Origin of the sequence: Chryseobacterium sp. SIMBA_029 (genome assembly GCF_046535275.1) — a bacterium.
Classification (GTDB): Bacteria; Bacteroidota; Bacteroidia; order Flavobacteriales; family Weeksellaceae; genus Chryseobacterium.
Map to the genome: position 1 here is coordinate 324842 of NZ_JAWRXA010000001.1, position 17048 is coordinate 341889.

At 39.2% G+C, this 17048-nt stretch carries 14 protein-coding genes; 1 reads left to right on the plus strand and 13 read right to left on the minus strand.

Annotated elements, in window-relative coordinates; translation table 11 throughout:
• Positions 1 to 2: 2 nt before the first annotated feature.
• Genes SB679_RS01565 through SB679_RS01600 form a run of 8 tightly spaced genes read right to left on the minus strand, consistent with a single transcriptional unit; the run spans position 3 to position 12529 of the window.
• On the minus strand, positions 3 to 2441 hold the full coding sequence (locus tag SB679_RS01565; RefSeq protein WP_410700485.1) for a TonB-dependent siderophore receptor: 2439 nt from the start codon (positions 2439 to 2441) through the stop codon (positions 3 to 5).
• On the minus strand, positions 2428 to 3816 hold the full coding sequence (locus SB679_RS01570; RefSeq protein WP_410700486.1) for an AMP-binding protein: 1389 nt from the start codon (positions 3814 to 3816) through the stop codon (positions 2428 to 2430). Before SB679_RS01570 ends, SB679_RS01565 begins: the two co-directional genes overlap by 14 nt.
• A 4-nt stretch (positions 3817 to 3820) precedes the next feature.
• A complete protein-coding gene (locus SB679_RS01575) occupies positions 3821 to 4090 on the minus strand; it encodes an acyl carrier protein (RefSeq protein WP_410700487.1) in 270 nt (89 codons plus the stop codon).
• Positions 4069 to 5472, minus strand: coding sequence for an MATE family efflux transporter (locus tag SB679_RS01580; RefSeq protein ID WP_410700488.1), 1404 nt, complete (start codon positions 5470 to 5472; stop codon positions 4069 to 4071). The genes SB679_RS01575 and SB679_RS01580 overlap by 22 nt, the downstream gene beginning before the upstream one ends.
• Positions 5469 to 7289: an IucA/IucC family protein gene (locus SB679_RS01585; protein WP_410700489.1), complete on the minus strand. Its 1821-nt coding sequence runs from the start codon at positions 7287 to 7289 to the stop codon at positions 5469 to 5471. The genes SB679_RS01580 and SB679_RS01585 overlap by 4 nt, the downstream gene beginning before the upstream one ends.
• Before the next feature lie 9 nt (positions 7290 to 7298).
• Positions 7299 to 8618 (minus strand): lysine N(6)-hydroxylase/L-ornithine N(5)-oxygenase family protein, encoded by a 1320-nt coding sequence (locus SB679_RS01590; protein ID WP_410700490.1) that lies wholly within the window; start codon positions 8616 to 8618, stop codon positions 7299 to 7301.
• Positions 8611 to 11034, minus strand: a complete 2424-nt coding sequence (locus SB679_RS01595; RefSeq protein WP_410700491.1) for a GNAT family N-acetyltransferase — start codon at positions 11032 to 11034, stop codon at positions 8611 to 8613. Before SB679_RS01595 ends, SB679_RS01590 begins: the two co-directional genes overlap by 8 nt.
• The gene (locus SB679_RS01600; RefSeq protein WP_410700492.1) at positions 11000 to 12529 is read right to left on the minus strand and encodes a pyridoxal phosphate-dependent decarboxylase family protein; all 1530 of its coding nucleotides are present in this window, start codon (positions 12527 to 12529) and stop codon (positions 11000 to 11002) included. Before SB679_RS01600 ends, SB679_RS01595 begins: the two co-directional genes overlap by 35 nt.
• A 214-nt stretch (positions 12530 to 12743) precedes the next feature.
• Here SB679_RS01600 and SB679_RS01605 point away from each other — a divergent pair, with 214 nt between their 5' ends.
• Positions 12744 to 13844 carry a TauD/TfdA family dioxygenase gene (locus SB679_RS01605; RefSeq protein ID WP_410700493.1) on the plus strand — a complete coding sequence of 367 codons (1101 nt, stop codon included), beginning with the start codon at positions 12744 to 12746 and terminating at the stop codon, positions 13842 to 13844.
• A gap of 144 nt (positions 13845 to 13988) precedes the next feature.
• Here SB679_RS01605 and SB679_RS01610 read toward each other — a convergent pair whose 3' ends face one another.
• The 5 genes from SB679_RS01610 to SB679_RS01630 form a co-directional block, all read right to left on the minus strand.
• Positions 13989 to 14798 carry an alpha/beta hydrolase gene (locus SB679_RS01610; protein ID WP_410700494.1) on the minus strand — a complete coding sequence of 270 codons (810 nt, stop codon included), beginning with the start codon at positions 14796 to 14798 and terminating at the stop codon, positions 13989 to 13991.
• A gap of 92 nt (positions 14799 to 14890) precedes the next feature.
• Positions 14891 to 15457 carry a Crp/Fnr family transcriptional regulator gene (locus tag SB679_RS01615; protein ID WP_410700495.1) on the minus strand — a complete coding sequence of 189 codons (567 nt, stop codon included), beginning with the start codon at positions 15455 to 15457 and terminating at the stop codon, positions 14891 to 14893.
• Positions 15458 to 15468: 11 nt separating this feature from the next.
• Positions 15469 to 15990 carry a GNAT family N-acetyltransferase gene (locus SB679_RS01620; RefSeq protein WP_410700496.1) on the minus strand — a complete coding sequence of 174 codons (522 nt, stop codon included), beginning with the start codon at positions 15988 to 15990 and terminating at the stop codon, positions 15469 to 15471.
• Between the two features lie 9 nt (positions 15991 to 15999).
• Positions 16000 to 16638: a S41 family peptidase gene (locus SB679_RS01625; protein ID WP_410700497.1), complete on the minus strand. Its 639-nt coding sequence runs from the start codon at positions 16636 to 16638 to the stop codon at positions 16000 to 16002.
• 27 nt (positions 16639 to 16665) lie between these two features.
• Entirely contained in the window at positions 16666 to 17010 is a 345-nt protein-coding gene (locus tag SB679_RS01630; protein ID WP_410700498.1) for a hypothetical protein, read from the minus strand.
• Positions 17011 to 17048 lie beyond the last annotated feature (38 nt).

Below are 17048 nucleotides of genomic sequence, written 5' to 3' on the forward strand. Positions count from 1 at the left end.
TTTTAAAATTTAAGGCTTACCTCAGCCACAAAATTGCGGGGCATCTGTGCTACGACAACACCCTGTCCTGCAAAATACTGTGCATTGCCCAAATTATTCATTTTAAAACCTAGTCTGTATCTTTCTTTTTCAAGAGATAGGGAAGCATTGATTAACGTATACGCCGGGAATGTAAACTTTCCGGTAGTCGCATTATCTACAGTAATCTGCTCACCCACACGGTTCACTCCAAAGCCCAGACCTAACCCCTGAAATCCTTTAATTGGTAATACATAACTGATCCATGAATTAAATACATTGGCAGGCCCTGCAGATGACGGGCGACGGCCATCTACTGTAGATGCAGCTTTTACAAATTTACTGTCGTTGTAAGAATATCCAGCCATAACATTCAGACCTTGGATTGGGTTCAGGATGGTTTCAATTTCAATACCTTTACTTCTCTGTTCTCCATCCTGGATCGTAATAGTATAGTTTTTCCCGTCACGAACCACTGCATCTACTCTTAACATATTATCAACTAAAATGTCATAATATCCTACCGTGAAATTCACTTTATTCCTCCAAAGATTTCCTTTTACCCCTACTTCCCACTGGTTAGACCTTTGAGGTTTGAAATCTCCACTATAATCTGCAAGCGGCTGAGAAACCGGAGCCGTATTACTGAAACCATTCATGTAATTGGCGTATGCTGATAAACGTTCTTTAAAGATCTGATACGATAAGCCTACTTTGGGAGACCATGCATTCTGATTGAATGTTCCCGTATTGATATTCGTATTCAGATCAAGCTGTCCTTTGCTTTCATAATGGTCAAAACGTAAACTTACCAAAGTAATCAAACGGTCTGTAATATACACCGCATCAGAAATATAAGCTCCATATATATTGCTGGATGCGGTATTTCTTACCAAAGGTAATTTACCTGCTTTGATAGCAGCTTCGGTAAAATCCTGAATTCTTTTCAATGCCAGATCTTTGGAGATCGTTCCATAACCGGCTAAGCTTTTCGCATCAACATTGTCAAATACGGTAATGGGAGAATGGTTATTATTCAAAGATTGATTTAAATAATCTAACCCGACAAGAACTTTATTTTTAACGGTTCCTATTTTAAATTCTCCGTTAAAGTTCTGTTGAACGCTGGTAGATGCCCCTTCGGAATTCTGCCACTGTACATTACGCTCTAAAAGTTCATCGCTTGTAACTCCTCTCATGAACTGATACTGATACAACCCTTCCGTTTTTCTGTAGTTTCTTGAGAGTAAAGTCTGAGAATTCCATTGATCTGAAATCTTGTAATTAACCTCAGCTTTTACATTGATAGAAGGAGATTTTAAAGTCATATCATTATTGGAATAAGACTTTTTCCAGTCAAATCCAAGCTCATCCGGAGTGGTTGCAATGAATTTTCTATTTCTGGGCAAAAAGATGATGGGAGTATTAGTCCCTTCATAGGTGTAAATCTGGGCGCCCAAATTGAACTTTAATTTGTCATTCACCTGATAGCTCAATGTAGGAGCTACAAACATTGATTTTCTAAATTCTGAATCTCTGAATCCATTCTGATACTGATACGCCGCATTCAAACGGAATAATGTTTTCCGGGAATCGGTAATAGGTCCGTAAACATCAGCCGTAACACGGTTCAGATTATAACTTCCCAGCAGGTAAGAAACCTCACCGCCAAAATAGTCTTTCGGTTTTTTAGTCACTACATTGATCAATCCTCCAAAAGAAGTAACTGCTCCACCATACAGGGTACCGGAAGGTCCTTTGATGACATCTATCCGTTCAATATCGGCAGGATCAATTTCTGAGTTAGTGGTGGCAGGAACGCCATCTACCATAGAAACTCTGGTAGGAAATCCTCTCAGATTATAATAAAAGCTTCCATCTCCGGCTCTTCCGGGACTTCCCTGCATTTTTACAATACCGGGAACATTTTTTAAGGCATCAGAAACATCATATACAAGCTGTTCTTTCAGGATCTGCTGATTGATACTGGTATACATCTGGGGATTTTCTAAATTTTTCAATGGCATTTTAGCAATCGAAATACTGTCCTTATCCAGAAATTTATTTCTGCTGAAGGCGTACACCGTAATTCCTTCGATGACATTGTTTTCTGCATTGGTGTAAAAAGTCGGGATTTCATAGACATCTTTCTCAATACGAATGGTTTCTCGTGTGAGTTCAATATCATTTAAAACCACCTGAAGACTATATTCTCCAGGTGGCACATTGTCAAAATAATATTCTCCTAAATTATTGGTTTTTGCCTGATATGGCGTATTTACGAGTCTTAAAAGCGCATTTTTTACAGGCACTTTCTCAGACAGCATTATTTTACCGTGAACACGTTCATTCTGCTGGGCAGAGATAATAAGTGGAAAGCAGACAAAAAGTAAAAGTAATATAAGGGTTCTAAATGTTTTCATGTTGTAATTCTTGTAACAGTGGATAGTTTATTTTTCCGTTTTGTGATAGAGGAAAAGATTCAATATACTCGGCACGTACATATTGGGGGTTAATACGCAGTTTATTTTTTATAGTCTCAGTAATTATTTGAGGATCAATGTCTTTGTTGTCATAGAGAACGATGATTTTTTTATCGTTGGAATTCAGGCAGACCACCGTGTTTCCGTTAAGTGCATTTTTAAGGATAAACTCTACCTCATCCAGATTAAGACGAATCCCGAAAAGTTTCATGATTCGTTTGATACGTCCTGTAATATAGTAAAGCCCGTTTTGTCCTTTTATGGCGGTATCTCCTGTCGGTAAAACGGCAGGCTGCTGATAAGTTTCCAAATCTTTCAGCGTATTGGCATAGCCACCAGATATTCCGGGATGTGAAAAGAGCAGTTCACCGGAGTCTTCATCAATGGTAAAGCTTCCGCCATGCACAGGGGTTCCGATAGAAGTTTCCTCTTCCAGAAGTCCGGCTGTTGTTAAATAGGCCATTCTTCCACCCGCTTCTGTCTGTCCGTACTGGGCAAAGAATTCTTTTTCAAACTGATGGCAGTAAGAGAAGATTGTTTTTCTGAGTGCTTCATTGATTACGCCTCCGGTATGGGTTAAATAGCGTAAACTTTTGTTATCTTTTGTGAAGAATCCAAGTCGGTTAAGATTTTCATACAGATAAGGAACTCCGCCCAGCGTACTGTATTCGAAAGTTTCCATCTCCTCCCAAAAGGCTTTCTGCATAATATCTTTATCGGTACAGACTATTTTCCCGGCGCGCATACAATTGGTCGTGAAAATAGATAATCCGTACACAAAATTAATGGGCACATTTAAAGGAACCACATCAGTCTCCCGGATAGGCATATACTGGAGAATGCTCAATGCATTCTGATACAGGTTATCATCCGAAAGTTTCACCAGTTTTGGAATACCTGTAGTTCCGGAAGTGCTCAACAGGATTTTTATCTCAGGATGAATGGTAACTTCATCCTGATACTCTTCTTTCACAAAAATGCTTATGGTTTCTGAGAAATCTTTTGTCTCGTAGCCTTCAATTTCACTTCGTCCAGGATCATAAATATATTTCGGACGGTATTCTTTTTCCATGCGGATTTTAAATTCCGGATGAAGCTTCTGTCCGAGGATGGCAATTGTGTGTTGCGTACCATAAAAATTAAGCAGGACTTCGATACTGGATACCTGATTATCGTTGTATAAAAAGATCAACCCTTTTTCTACAGGATTCAGGCCTAATGAACGGTACAATGTTCCTACGGGAACACTTTTACCACTGGAAGCCTCTACAAAGGAGAGGCTTCTGTTGGCAATGATGTTTTCTAACAATTTCATGCGTCTAAATTTCTATAAGTGCTTCGTATTTTTTTATTTTTTCACGAATTTTCCCAATCGTTCCCATATCAAATATGTCATCAAATTCGAATTTTATCTGGTAATGGGTTTCCACCGCTTCTACAATTAAGAGGTGAGACATAGAATCCCATTCAGGAATTTCCTGGTAAGCGAGATCCTCTCTGATGATTTCCGGTTGTACAGCAATGGCTGCTGCTATAATTTCATAAAGTTTTTCTGTAGTGTTCATTTCTAAATTTTTATTGTTTTCCATTTACCGTTTTTGAAGATCAGTAAGAAAAGTACGGCAAGTACAATTTCCGAAGACACAATCGCAGTAAATATTCCTTTTAATTCCCATTGAAACCTGACGCCCAGCAGATAAGCCAGCGGCAGTTGAATGATGTAAAACATGATGATGTAAAGCAGCGTAACCTGCATAATATTCCCGGCGGCATTCAGTGCCCTGCTGATCACCATGGTAAAACCAAGGAGCAGATAGGCCATGGAAACCACATGGATATACTGTACGGCATAGGCTGCCACAGCAGGTTCTTGGGTGAATATTTTGACAATAGGTTCTGCGGCCAGCTGCCAGAATAGAGCAACCGCTACCAGATACGTCATATTAATACCTCCCGCACGCCAAACTGTTTTTTCTGCACGGTCTACATTTCCGGCTCCCAGATTTTGTCCTGTCAGCACTCCGGCGGCATTTCCAATTCCCCAGGCAGGCATTGTAGCAATGGATGCCACGCGCTGTGCAATAATATATCCTGCCAGTGCCGTAGTCCCGAAAGTAGCAATGATTTTTACCATAATCAGCCAGCTGGAAGTTGGAATAATGTACTGAACCAATCCACCAAAGGCTATTTTTAATATTTTCTTCAGCAACGGAATGTCTGCTGTAAATGGAATCCATATCCAGATGCTTGTCCTGTTGGAAAGAAGAATAAAAAATTGATATATCACCGCCAGCAATCGTGAGGCTACCGTAGCATACGCCAGTCCCATCAACCCAAAGGCAGGAACCGGACCGAGCCCAAAGACAAGAACTACCGCCATCAGGATATTCGAAATATGGCAGATCCAGAGAGATTTCATTGCGAGATCAGCATCTCCTGCCCCTCTGAAAAGCCCGTTGATCGAAAGACGGATGATCACCAGCCCGATACTTAAAAATACCAGTCGTGAAAATGGAAGACCTGTGCTTACAATATCTGATTTAATCCCAAGGAAATCTACAATCTCAGCGGCAAAATAACACGACAGACCTCCTATCAACAAGGCGAAGACAAAAGCCAGTACAATGACGTACTGAGCCGTTTGTCCCATACCTTCCCTGTCTTTTTCACCAGCTCTCCGGGCGGTTAATGTTGCTGCGGCAATTCCTAATCCTACAGCAATGGCGTAGGCAAAATTGACATAGTTATCCGTAATCCCAACGAGTGCCAGTACTTGATCTCCCAGTCTGGCGATGATCAGCAGATTAACGCTTACAAAAACAGACTCCATCACCAGCTCCATCACCATAGGAATGGCTAAGCTGAATATAGAACGGTTGATGCTTCCGGAAGTCAGTTCAACCTTTTTTCCGGCCAGTGCTCCGTAGATAAATAACGGTCCTTCTCTGAGAAGCCGTAAGAACTTTTTCATATCGCAGCAACTGAGTTTATATTTTTTGTAGATACATGATACAGCGGATTAGGCAATGCTCCGTCTTTCTTTGGAATAGCAAAGGCTTTATTTTCACTGTATCCATTATTTTTCAGACGCAGACTGTTGATGTAAAATCTTTTGAAAGTCGGAACATACAGATCGTATTTCGCATACCTTTCCTGCAGATGCGGATTATCATTTTTATAACTTTCTATACAGTCATGAACCAGGTTCCAGAATTGGTCTTCCTGACAATCTGAAGTGCTGTGCAGAACATCCGATAAGTACCTGAAGAAGGCATCAAAAACTCCTAACAGGATAAATAAAGGAACATTGTCTTTATTTGAAGACTGAATCAGTCCGTCTGCCAAATGGGACGGCAGTTTCTCTCTGGCTTCTGTGGTCAATACGATATCATCTACAAAATCTTTGATGACAATCCTTTGTGGAACTCCATTTTTAAGGACCAGCATAATATTTTCTCCATGTGGCGTCACACATAAAGAATGGGTATAATAAATATGGAGCAGCGGCGTAAGATAGGCATCCAGATAACGGGTCACCCATTCTGTAACGCTTATTCCTGCCTGTTCAGCAAAAGCCTGTACCAGAGAAACTCCTTGATTGTCTACATACAGCAAAGAGGCCATGGTAACCATTTCTTCACCTTCTTTTAAGTAAGAATCTGCACTTTCACGCCACAAAGCACCCAAAAACTCATTATATTGATACGGAACACTCTGAATAGCCGCGTATTGTGGATGAAAATAGGTGGTAGCCGCTTCTTCTCCCAAAAATATGGTTCCTTTTGAAGCAAGATAAGCATCATCTTGTATCAGTCCTTTTACCCAATCGGTAATGGATGGAGCAATCGTCATTTGTTTAGGAGAAAGTCCACGGATGTTTCCGGTACTTAATATGGAAACCGCTGTTTTTAAATATCGCTTTTCAGGATGATTAACGTTGAATAAGGTCCGGATGCTTTGTTGCGGACTGTACGCATCATTTCCCTGTCCTAAAGGGATCAAAAGACCGTTGGCAATATCTCCCGCATAATGAATGATCAGCTTGTTTTCCCACTGCCACGGATGTACAGGAATCAGGTTATATTCATTAATTAACTTACCTTTCTCTGCAAGTTGCTGCTTAAACTGCTCATACAATTCATTTCCTATTTCAGAGCGGTAAAATTCTTCTTTATGAATGTGATTCAAGGCCTGAAAGCTGGATCTTGTTTCATGCGCTGCCAGCCATAATACCTGTACGGTCTGATCTGCCTCGGGAGAAAAAGCCTGCAGGTCGGTAGGAGAAAAACCTAATCGGCTTTTGTTCACAATTACCCATGGATGACCTTTCATCTGATGTTCAGTTGCCTGATATCCTGCTCCTGCCAAATCTCTTGAAGGCATAATGCCTTTTTCAAGGATCAGGGCATCACAATACAACGTATGAAGCAATTCTTCAGTATATCTGGCCAGTGTATGGGCATCCAGATCAAATACAGATTGCATTTCTACAAAGAATTCGGGAACATCGAGTGAAAAATCTGCTGTTCCGTTTTCCTGTTTTTGAATGCTTTCGGTGTCAATATGCCAGTAATCCATCAGTCTTTTCTGACCTCTGAAACTGTAGGCGATACCTTCTTTTCCTGTTTCAAGCCTGAAAACGGTATAGCCTTCTTCATCTTCAAAATCGATGACAGGTTTCAGTAGTTCTTCATGCATTAATTCTGCAATGGTTTTGGCCATCAGATCTCTGTTAGCCTGTTTCCAGTTTTTCTGGCTGATTGGGGTATGGTTTAACGTGTTATTCATAATAGTAAATTAAAAATGTGTGGTGGTTGGTAATGAAGCATATTTCTCCACATCAAAATCCTGGAAAGCGATCTTCTTTTCAATTTTATAATGCTCTCTTCCAAGGATATCATTGATGATGTAGGCATTCCGGTAAGCAGCCATTCCCAAATCGGTAGAAATGTAGCTGTGTGTATGAACCTCGGCATGCAGTACATAGATCTCACTGCCGTTCTGGTCGATTGTGTAATTCCGATTGACGCCATATAAGCCCGTAGAATTTCTTTTAATCCTGGATTGGATATTCTTCAGAAATGAAGGTTCATTATAACGGTATCCAGTTCCCAGAATGACGTAATCAGCTTCCTGCTCATAAGGTACCTGCTGCTCCAGTTGGATAAATTCAAGATTCATGGATGCCGGATTGCTGTTGTCTACTCTATTCAATTGGCTGTTGGGAATAATTCTGAGCCTCGGATCGGCATTATCAATATTCAGATCATAGATGAAATCATAAATATCATTGATCAGATCATAATTGATGCCTTTAAACTGGCTCTGCTGCTTACTCAAAATATCTTTTCTTGCCGTTTCTGTTCTGTTGAAGAAATATTCCACATAATCCGGTGAAGTCAGTTCTAAAGTCAGTTTCGAATATTCCATAGGGAAAAACCGGTCCGGGCGGGAATACCAGCCCAGCTCCGTATCTTCACTGCGGTTTTGTAAAAGATCATAAAAAACTTCTGCAGCACTCTGTCCGGAACCTATGACGGCGATTTTTTTGCCTTTGGATAAAAGCTCTTCTTTTCGGTAGAGATAATTTCCGGTATGGATGATCCGTGGATCTTCTTTTGGAATAAATGAGGGAATATGAGCTTGTGTTCCGGTTCCCAGCACCAGCCTTTCAGCTTTATAAATCAGGATCTCTTTTGTTTTGGTGTGCTGGGCCGTGATGATATACATCCCCTCTATATACTCAATATCAATTACCTGTGTTGAAAACTGGCACTGAGGCATCTGGGCAGCGACCCACTGGCAGTATCGGTTATATTCTTTACGAGGAATGAAAAAGCTTTCCCGGATAAAGAATTTGTACAGCCTGTCGGTTTCTTTAAGATAATTAAGAAGGCTTAAAGGATTCGTAGGATCAGCCATCGATACACAGTCACATAAAAATGGAGTCTGTAACGTTACATGATCGATCATTAATCCCGGATGCCAGTCAAAACCGTCTCTCTGGTCAAGAAAAAGCGTTTTCAGTTCAGAAATGGGATGACAAAGAGCGGCAAGACCCAAATTAAAAGGTCCTATCCCGATGCCTATTACATTATATACCTGTTCCTTATTCATTGGAAGGAGTTTTTATTGAAGTTTCTATGTTTTTATTTTGAGGAAATTTTTCCCAGTACCATTCGCGGTAGCAGAAATTAAGATTCGCTTTCTTATGAGGCATTTCAATGACCTTTTCGATCTTAAAACCAACATGCGCTTTATTCATCATGGAAGCTAAAGAATCTACCGAGCCCTCTCCTACCATTTTGCCCACTTCAGGCTGCGCAAATACATAATCTACCATAGACTGTGTAGAAGGTGATACATATTTTTTCTTAGGATCAATAGGCGCAATAAACTGATGCGTTCCGTAATCGGTAGGCAGCACTTCATAATAATCTCCCACGATATCTCTTGAAACCCAGTAGACTTCTATATTGCATGAAGGTTCACCATTGCTGAGGATAATATAGCTGTGAGCCTCATTTCCCGGCAGCATTGTGCGGTAATAGTCTTCAATAACCTCAATCGGCCAGTTCATTTGCCAGATCTTAATGGCATGTTCCCGGTTAAACCATTCATGAAGCATTTCCAGATCGGTATCCACATTCACAGGGCGAATAGTAATGGTTACATCTTCTTTGGCGAAATACCGGCTAAAGAAAACATCATTTCCTTTCGGCTGAATTAACTGATCCGAATAGTAGTATTTATGAAGAAGATTCGGAACTTTTGCGTAGGATAACGCCGCTGCATTGGCTCCGCCATCCATATCAAGAACCGCAGATTTCAGGTTTGATTTTGTTCCCCAATAGCGGTTTTCCACAGCATATTTTGTAAGCTCTGACGGATGTTCCTGATGGATTTTTTCAAATTCTTTGTATAGGATATTGATCAGTTTTCTTTCGGTTATCCATCCTGTTTTACCCAACGATGCAATAAGTGCGGAAAGATTGCTGACCAGAAGATGATGGGAAATAATATCTAAAAGACGTTCGTCTCTGATAAATAGTGTTCCAATTTCCGGATAATTTTGTAAAAGGATCTGATACTGTTCTTTAGCACTTTCCCGGATCAGATAACCCTGGCCATCCCTTACAAAAATAGTTTCAGGCATCAGCTGATCATCCAATGCAATGAGTAAATTCTGCTGATGAACTTCAGGAGCCATTCCATAACGGCTGAAAAGATGGTTTAAGGGAGAAAGTAATAAAGAAATATATTTTTCAAACCAATTGGTAACGGTCTCTTCCAGCCCTGTTCCTCGTTTTTCGGAAACATCTGTAAAGAAACGCTGAATGAAACTTTCATCCCCGGGTTCGTCCTGACATAACCTTGCCAGCAGCAGGACTTTATCTTTGGGTTGAAATGGATTTTCACGAATCAGCAGGTTAAGACTATCAACAGTTTCTCCATTAAAATAAACACTCACCGTTGCCGGCTCCAGCAATAATTTGAACTGCTCAAATTCTTTTTCAAACGGAACTCTTACATGGTTCCACCAGATGGATGATGCATACCCTCTTTTCAGATCTTTTTCACTGTTGATTCTTACCGAGCCCGTCAAAAGAACATGCATTGAAAATTTCAGCATCCAGTTGGAATTTTCGTTGTACACCGTTCTTATCGAAGAGGTTGAATAGAATTTTTCACCCAACGCCCCAACGTAAATCAACGTGCGGTATCTGGTCATTTCCGAACATACTTTAGTCGATAAAAAATGCTGAGCTTCCCAAGGATGACATGGAATCAGATAGAAATCAGAAAGCTGTTCACCATCTTTCAGCCAGGTATTTTCAAAATCTTCCGGCAGAGAAACCATATCTTGCAGAACCTTCTTTGCCGATTCTTGCAATACAGCATAGGCTTCTACATGATCTTTGCTGACCAGGAAATACTCCAGCTGCATTCCTTTTTTAAATTCCGGACCAAAATTGATCTGTTCCGCTTTGGAAAATCCCATTCTCGATTTCGTGAAAGGATGCAGATTGTGTCCCACCGGAAGCTCCTGTTCCGATTCTATAAACGAATAGGTTAATGGGTCATCGTTCTCTGAATAGACAGCCATCGTCAATTCCAGATTTTTGGTACTGCTGTGGATTCTTTCGATAAAACGATCGAATCCTTCTTCATTAAAGCGGTTTGAAAACTCTTTATAAATCAGGGCAATCAGCTGATCCATTTCCAGTTCAAAAACCTTTTCATTATTGCGGTCAACCGCCCAGATGGGAAATCCATATTCGTGGAAAGCACTTTCTGACCGGTAAGAAACAGGAGCAAATACCTGCAATTCACTTTTTTCACACTCAAATTTTATATGAAGCGGATACTTGCTTTTTTGAAGAGCCCGCGCAGTAAGAAGGTCATAAATGGGAACGCCTTCATAAAATTTACCGTTTCCTAATTCCCTTAGAAGCCCATTCAGCAGAATACGGAATGTAATTTCTTCTGCCGTCTGTTTAGAGGTGCTTACCTGCAATAAAGTCTTCTCCATGTAGTTTGATTTTAGTTAAAATTTGACGAATATCTTCTGTGGTTGTAATTGGATTGAGGAACGTAAACTTCAGATAGAAATTACCGTCCACTTTGGTACTGGCGACCAGAATTTCACCGCTGTAGAACAGTTTCATTTTTATGTATTGATTCAATGCATTCAAATCTTCTATATTGGATCTCAAATAGCGGAATACCAGCACGCTCAGGTCTGAATCAGACAGGAGTTCAAACTCAAAATCGTCTGTAATGATCTCTGCCACGTCTTTTGTCAGATCAATCACGGTGTCGGTATATTCAGCAAGCTCATCATTCCCCATCATTCGCAGGGTGAACCAAAGTTTTAAGGCATCAAACCTTCGGGTGCTCTGTATGATGGATTTATTGATCTGGGCAGGAATTTCTTCTTCATCCATTTCTTCAGGATTCAGATAATCTGCATGGTGTTTCAGAATTCGCAGTTCCTTCTTATTTTTAACAATAAAAGAACTGCTGCTGATCGGCTGAAAGAATGATTTATGATAATCAATGGTTACAGAATCTGCTTTTTCAATGCCATTCAACAGATGACGGTATTTTCCGCTTAATAGCAGAGCACAGCCGTACGCGGCGTCCACATGCATCCAGATGTTATGCTGAGCTGCTATATTGGCGATATCCTCCAAAGGATCAACATTTCCAAAGTCCGTAGTTCCTGCGGTAGCAATGATTCCGATAGGAATATTTCCCATCAGGATTTCTCTTTTCATATACTTGGTAAGCAGGGTGATGTCCATCCGGAAACGGTCATCTGTAGGCACTTTAACGATGGATTTTTCACCCAAGCCCATAATGGACGCATTTTTTGAATTGCTGAAATGTGCCTTATCGGAAATAAAGATCCGGAAACGACCTGCTTCAGAGGGAAGTCCGTCTTGTTTAATGTTATGGTTTAAATTTTTCTGAGAGAAACAGTCCCGCATCATCACCAATCCCATTAAGTTACTTTGAGATCCTCCTGCAGTAAAAACACCATCACTTTCAGTAGTGTAACCGATTTTTTCAGCGGTCCAGTCAATCAGTTTTCTTTCCATGAAAGTTCCGCCCGCACTCTGATCATAGGTATCCTGTGAAGAATTAATGGCACTTACAAGGATTTCTCCTGCCAGTGCAGGAATGACAATCGGGCAATTAAGATGGGCAACATATTGAGGAAGGTGAAAAGCAGTCGCATGTTTTACATAAATATCATCTACTTCGCTCAATAGCTCTTCATAAGAAGATAATTTCTGGTTCAGATCAATATGCTGAACCATTTTTTTCATTTTTACGGCTTCTATACCACTGAAAGGCTTATTATTTCTATAAAGAAACTTCCCTACTAGATCCAGCGTATCATTCAGTGCCGATCTATAATGATCATAATTATCCTGATGGAAAATATTCTCAAATTTCCCCGAAAAGTGAGTCAAGCTTTCATTTATCACCTCTTCGAGAGGTATATTTTGGTTGTTCATATCTTATTTGTAATGATGATTTATTAATTTTCAGTCGCATAGTTCATACTTAAACATTTTGCTTATATAGTTATAAGTCAATGTGTTAAAATTTAAAAAACATGTTTTTTTATTTGTTCATTAATGAATAATTCATAAATTTGACAACGCTATTGTTATTTAGAATAATTAAAAACAAATATAATATTTTAATCTTAACACAAAATTTTTTTTAATGAATTCTCTAAAAATTTTAGAAGAAAGCAGTCTGACAGAAGAAAGATTGCTTCCCGTAGCCATAAATATTACAGATGATGAACGTAGGATGATCAGAGAAGCGGCAGATTATCTTGAAAAGAAATACGGAAGTTTCGAAAACCGGGAATTTGTAACGCAGGTCCATCAGCTTGCCTCCTACTTCTTGCCGGATCGCCTTCTTAAGAAATTAGCCGATTTTTCCAGCGATTTTTCAAAGGATCAGTATGGAGCACTTATTTTCAAAGGTCTTTTTGATATCGATCAGGAGAAAATAGGAAATACACCTGCAAACTGGCAGTCAGCGGACTATTCGAAATTCAATGCATATGGGTTTGCATGTGCCCTGCTGCATGGTGGACTTCCCTCCAAACCTGTGCAGTATTACTCACAGCGTAAAGGTGGAGGTCTGATCCATGCAATCATTCCGGATGACAAGATGCGTGAAACCCAAACGGGATCAGGATCTGCAACTGATTTGTATGTGCATACGGAAGATGCGTTTTTGAAACATCAGGCAGATTTCCTGAGTTTTATGTATGTCCGTAATGAAGAGCAGGTACCTTCTACTCTCTACTCGATCCGCTCTCATGAGTCGATACGGGAGGATTTCAGGCCCTTATTCGATCCTATTTTTAAAATTCCCAAGGATGCGAATCTACAAAATGAAGAGGAAGAAACGGAAACACTGGATGCGGTGCTGTATGGGAATCAGAAGCTGCCTTTTATGCGTTTCGATGCTGCGGAGCAATTATTCAATCCCAGCATACAACAGACTGATCTGGCCCATCATGCCCTGAATAAGTTTTGGCAGGAAGCCAAGCACTTGATTTATTCAGATTTTACTCCTCAGGCCGGGGATGTTATCCTCGTTAACAACCATTTATGTGCTCACGGAAGGTCTGCATTCCGGGCCGGCGTGAAAAATGTAAATGGTGTTGAACTCAATTGTGAAAAAAGGATCATGCTCAGGATGATGAGCAAGGTAAGTTTAATGGACATGAGGGCTCATACACTTACGGAAGATCCATTTTTTGTGATCGAAGAACATCTGGGAAAAAACTTTAAAAATTTCCAGTAGATCTGAAATAGTTGATTTTTTTTAATAATAAATCCTTTTTAAACGTAATGTTTAGAAAGGATTTATTGCATCTATTTAAATATAAATAGTAAATCATAATAATCTGTAATTATATACTTTACTATTATTTATATAAAGTTATTTTTATCTGAAATATTTTTCAAAAAGTGTGAGCTGATTGGATAATGACTGGCTCCAATAAGCCGGATTATGTTCACCTAATGATTCGATATATAAATGTTCAATCTTAAGGCTTGTAAGCTTATTATGGAATTTCCTGTTTTGCTCAATCATCTGAGTATCTTCCGTTCCACAGTCAAAAATATAATGCTGATCGGCTTCCGCCATGATTTTTACTTTGTTATCTGTAATAAACCCTGCAGGCAATGATTGTATAGGTCCAAGGACTTTATCCACCTGATATCCTGTATATGCTTTTCCGAAAGAAGTCAGATCCAAAGCACCACAAGAGCTTCCTACAATGCCAAATGTTTTATTGTAAGAGGTACCGATATTGGTAGCTCCATAGCCTCCCATACTCCATCCTAAGATTCCGCGGGATTTTTTCTCTGCTTTCGTGGGATAATTTTTGTCTATAAAATCTACCAGCTCTTTTCCTATAAAAGTCTGATACTGGGAATCTTTCACTACAGGACTGTCTACATACCAGGAATTAAAGTTTCCATCCGGAAGAATGTATATGGTTTTGTATTCCTGTGCTTTCTTTACGAGATCAGGAATATCCTGCTTGATGATTCTGTCCGGATTTCCGCTATACCCGTGAAGAATGTATACTGATGGATAGGTGACATTGGGTTTAAGATCGGGAGTAATAATTACTATTTTGATCTTCTTGTTCATTTTTGCACTGAAAACTTCCTGATGGATTATTTTCTGAGCAAAAGTCTGGGCAAAGCTTATTGACACCCATACGACGGTCATTACCTTTTTCATATGATAACTGTTTAATAATTAATTGAATTCGCTGCTACAAACTTACCTCAGATAAAATATAAAAGCTTCAACATATGTTGAAGCTTTTGTGACTATATTTCTTTTTTTATACGGCTCAGCTGGGTGGGTGTAATTCCTAAATAGGAAGCGATATGGTGCTGTTTCAGCCGGTTGTACAATGATGTATTTTCAAGTAACAACAGATAACGCTGTTTTGCCGTTTCATATTTTAAAGATATTTCAAGGGGTTCTTTTTTGACGACCCAGTTTTTCTCTAAATAATGCATGTGAAATAATGCGAGATCATGGTATTGATGGAGTAAATCTCTATATGCTCTAGCCGGATATTGTATCACGGTGCAGTTTTCCAAAGCAATGATATTAAAATCGCTGGGTTCTGCTTTAATAATAGCCGAAGTTGAAGCTACAAAACTGTTTTCCTCAAAGAAAATTTTATAGATAGTATTTCCCTGTTCATCTGTTGTGTAATAGCCCACCAGTCCGGATTTAATGAAATAATACGACCTCGCCATTGCCCCGGATTCCAAAAGTAATGTGTTTTTATCGTATTTTTCTGTGGAGCAGATATCAGCAAGTGCGGCCACCGTTTTATCTGACAGCGGATAGTATTGATTAATCTGTTCTAAAAATTCTTTCACTCTATTTTATTTTAATCTACTACTTTTTTCATCATCAGATCGGTCTGTTCATCGTCACCCAGTACAAATATATGTTTGTCGAACTCTGTAAATCCATTTTTTCTATAAAAATTCAAAGCTCTTTCATTATGTTCCCAAACACCGAGCCACAGATAATATTTTTGTAAGCTGCGTGCTGTTTCCAGTGCCTGATCATACAAAAGCTGACCTACTTTTTTGCCATGATGGCTTTTTTTAACATAAATACGTTCAATTTCAAGACTGGTTTTATCCTGCATCTCTGTCTGCGCTTTTCCTGAATTTACTTTTAAATAGCCAACCGGATTATCTTCTTCCCAGGCAATAAAGAAATGAGAATCAGGATTATTTAATTCTGACTGCACTTTTTCTGTGCTGAAGCTTTCTTCAAGGTATTTTTTCATAGCTTCCTCAGAATTATTTTCTGAAAAAGTTTCAGAGAAAGTCTGCCTGCCAATATTTTGGATGGTTTCAAGATCTTTTATTCCTGCTGTATGAATGATGATTGATGACATTTGATCCATTTATTGCTCTAATGTATTAATAAGATTTTTTATTTCGGGTATGGTTAATTCTGTTTTTGTGTTTGTCTGTAAAATATTTTTCAAAGCCCTGGCATGCGCTGTTTGTAAAGCATTTTCAGCTTTTACTTCCTGATCAGGAATTACTCCTGTATGATTCCAGTTTTTATCGCTGATAGAAGCTGTTATTTTTCCTGCCGGAACAAGCAGTAAATATTGATTTTGTATGATGAAATCTGTTACCGGATTCGCTGCACCGCCTGTTTTTTCGCCAATGATTTCAGCTAATTTATACTGCTGCAAAAAGTAAGCAAGTGCTTCTCCTGCAGAAAAAGTTTTTCCGCTGGTAAGAATGTAGATTTTTTTATGAAGATATTTCTGCCCGGAAACTTTAGATTGTGTCCAGTTATGTACTGTTTGATTGGTATGTCTGAAATAGGTCGTATACAATTCTGTTTTTTGATCAAAAAAATAGCTGCAAAATAAAAGAAGCATCTCATTATCTCCGCCCCCGTTTTCCCTAAGATCAATGATCAGAGAATTGGTATTGGCCACAAAATCCATCGTGGCTGCTAATATTTTTTTGCTGGATTCAACGGTTGCAAACCCTTTAAAATTAATATATCCGATGTTTCCTTTCAAACGCTGAACTTGTTCAAAACCGAAATTTTAGAGGCTGTTGTGGAAATTATCTGATTGCTCACGTTCTTTTACATTGATAGGTTTTTCAGGGGTATAGTTTTCAAGATATTTTATGAAAAAGTGCTTATCATCAGTTACCGTTCTTAATTTTTGCGTGAGAAATGCTGCTAAATCTTTTTTGTTTAACTGAGTAAAGGACTCTTTTTTAGATTCGCTTTGAAATAAAGAATCCACCTTTTTGTAAGCGCCCGGATCCACATAGTAGTTCTTCACTTTCTGTGTAATATCAGAAAACATAGCTGCATCATTATTTCTCTGTGCATAAGAAAATAAGGAATGGAAAAGGAAAGCTCCAACTAACAATTTTTTCATTTGAAATTAGGTTATAATGTTTAGACAAAAGTATTTCA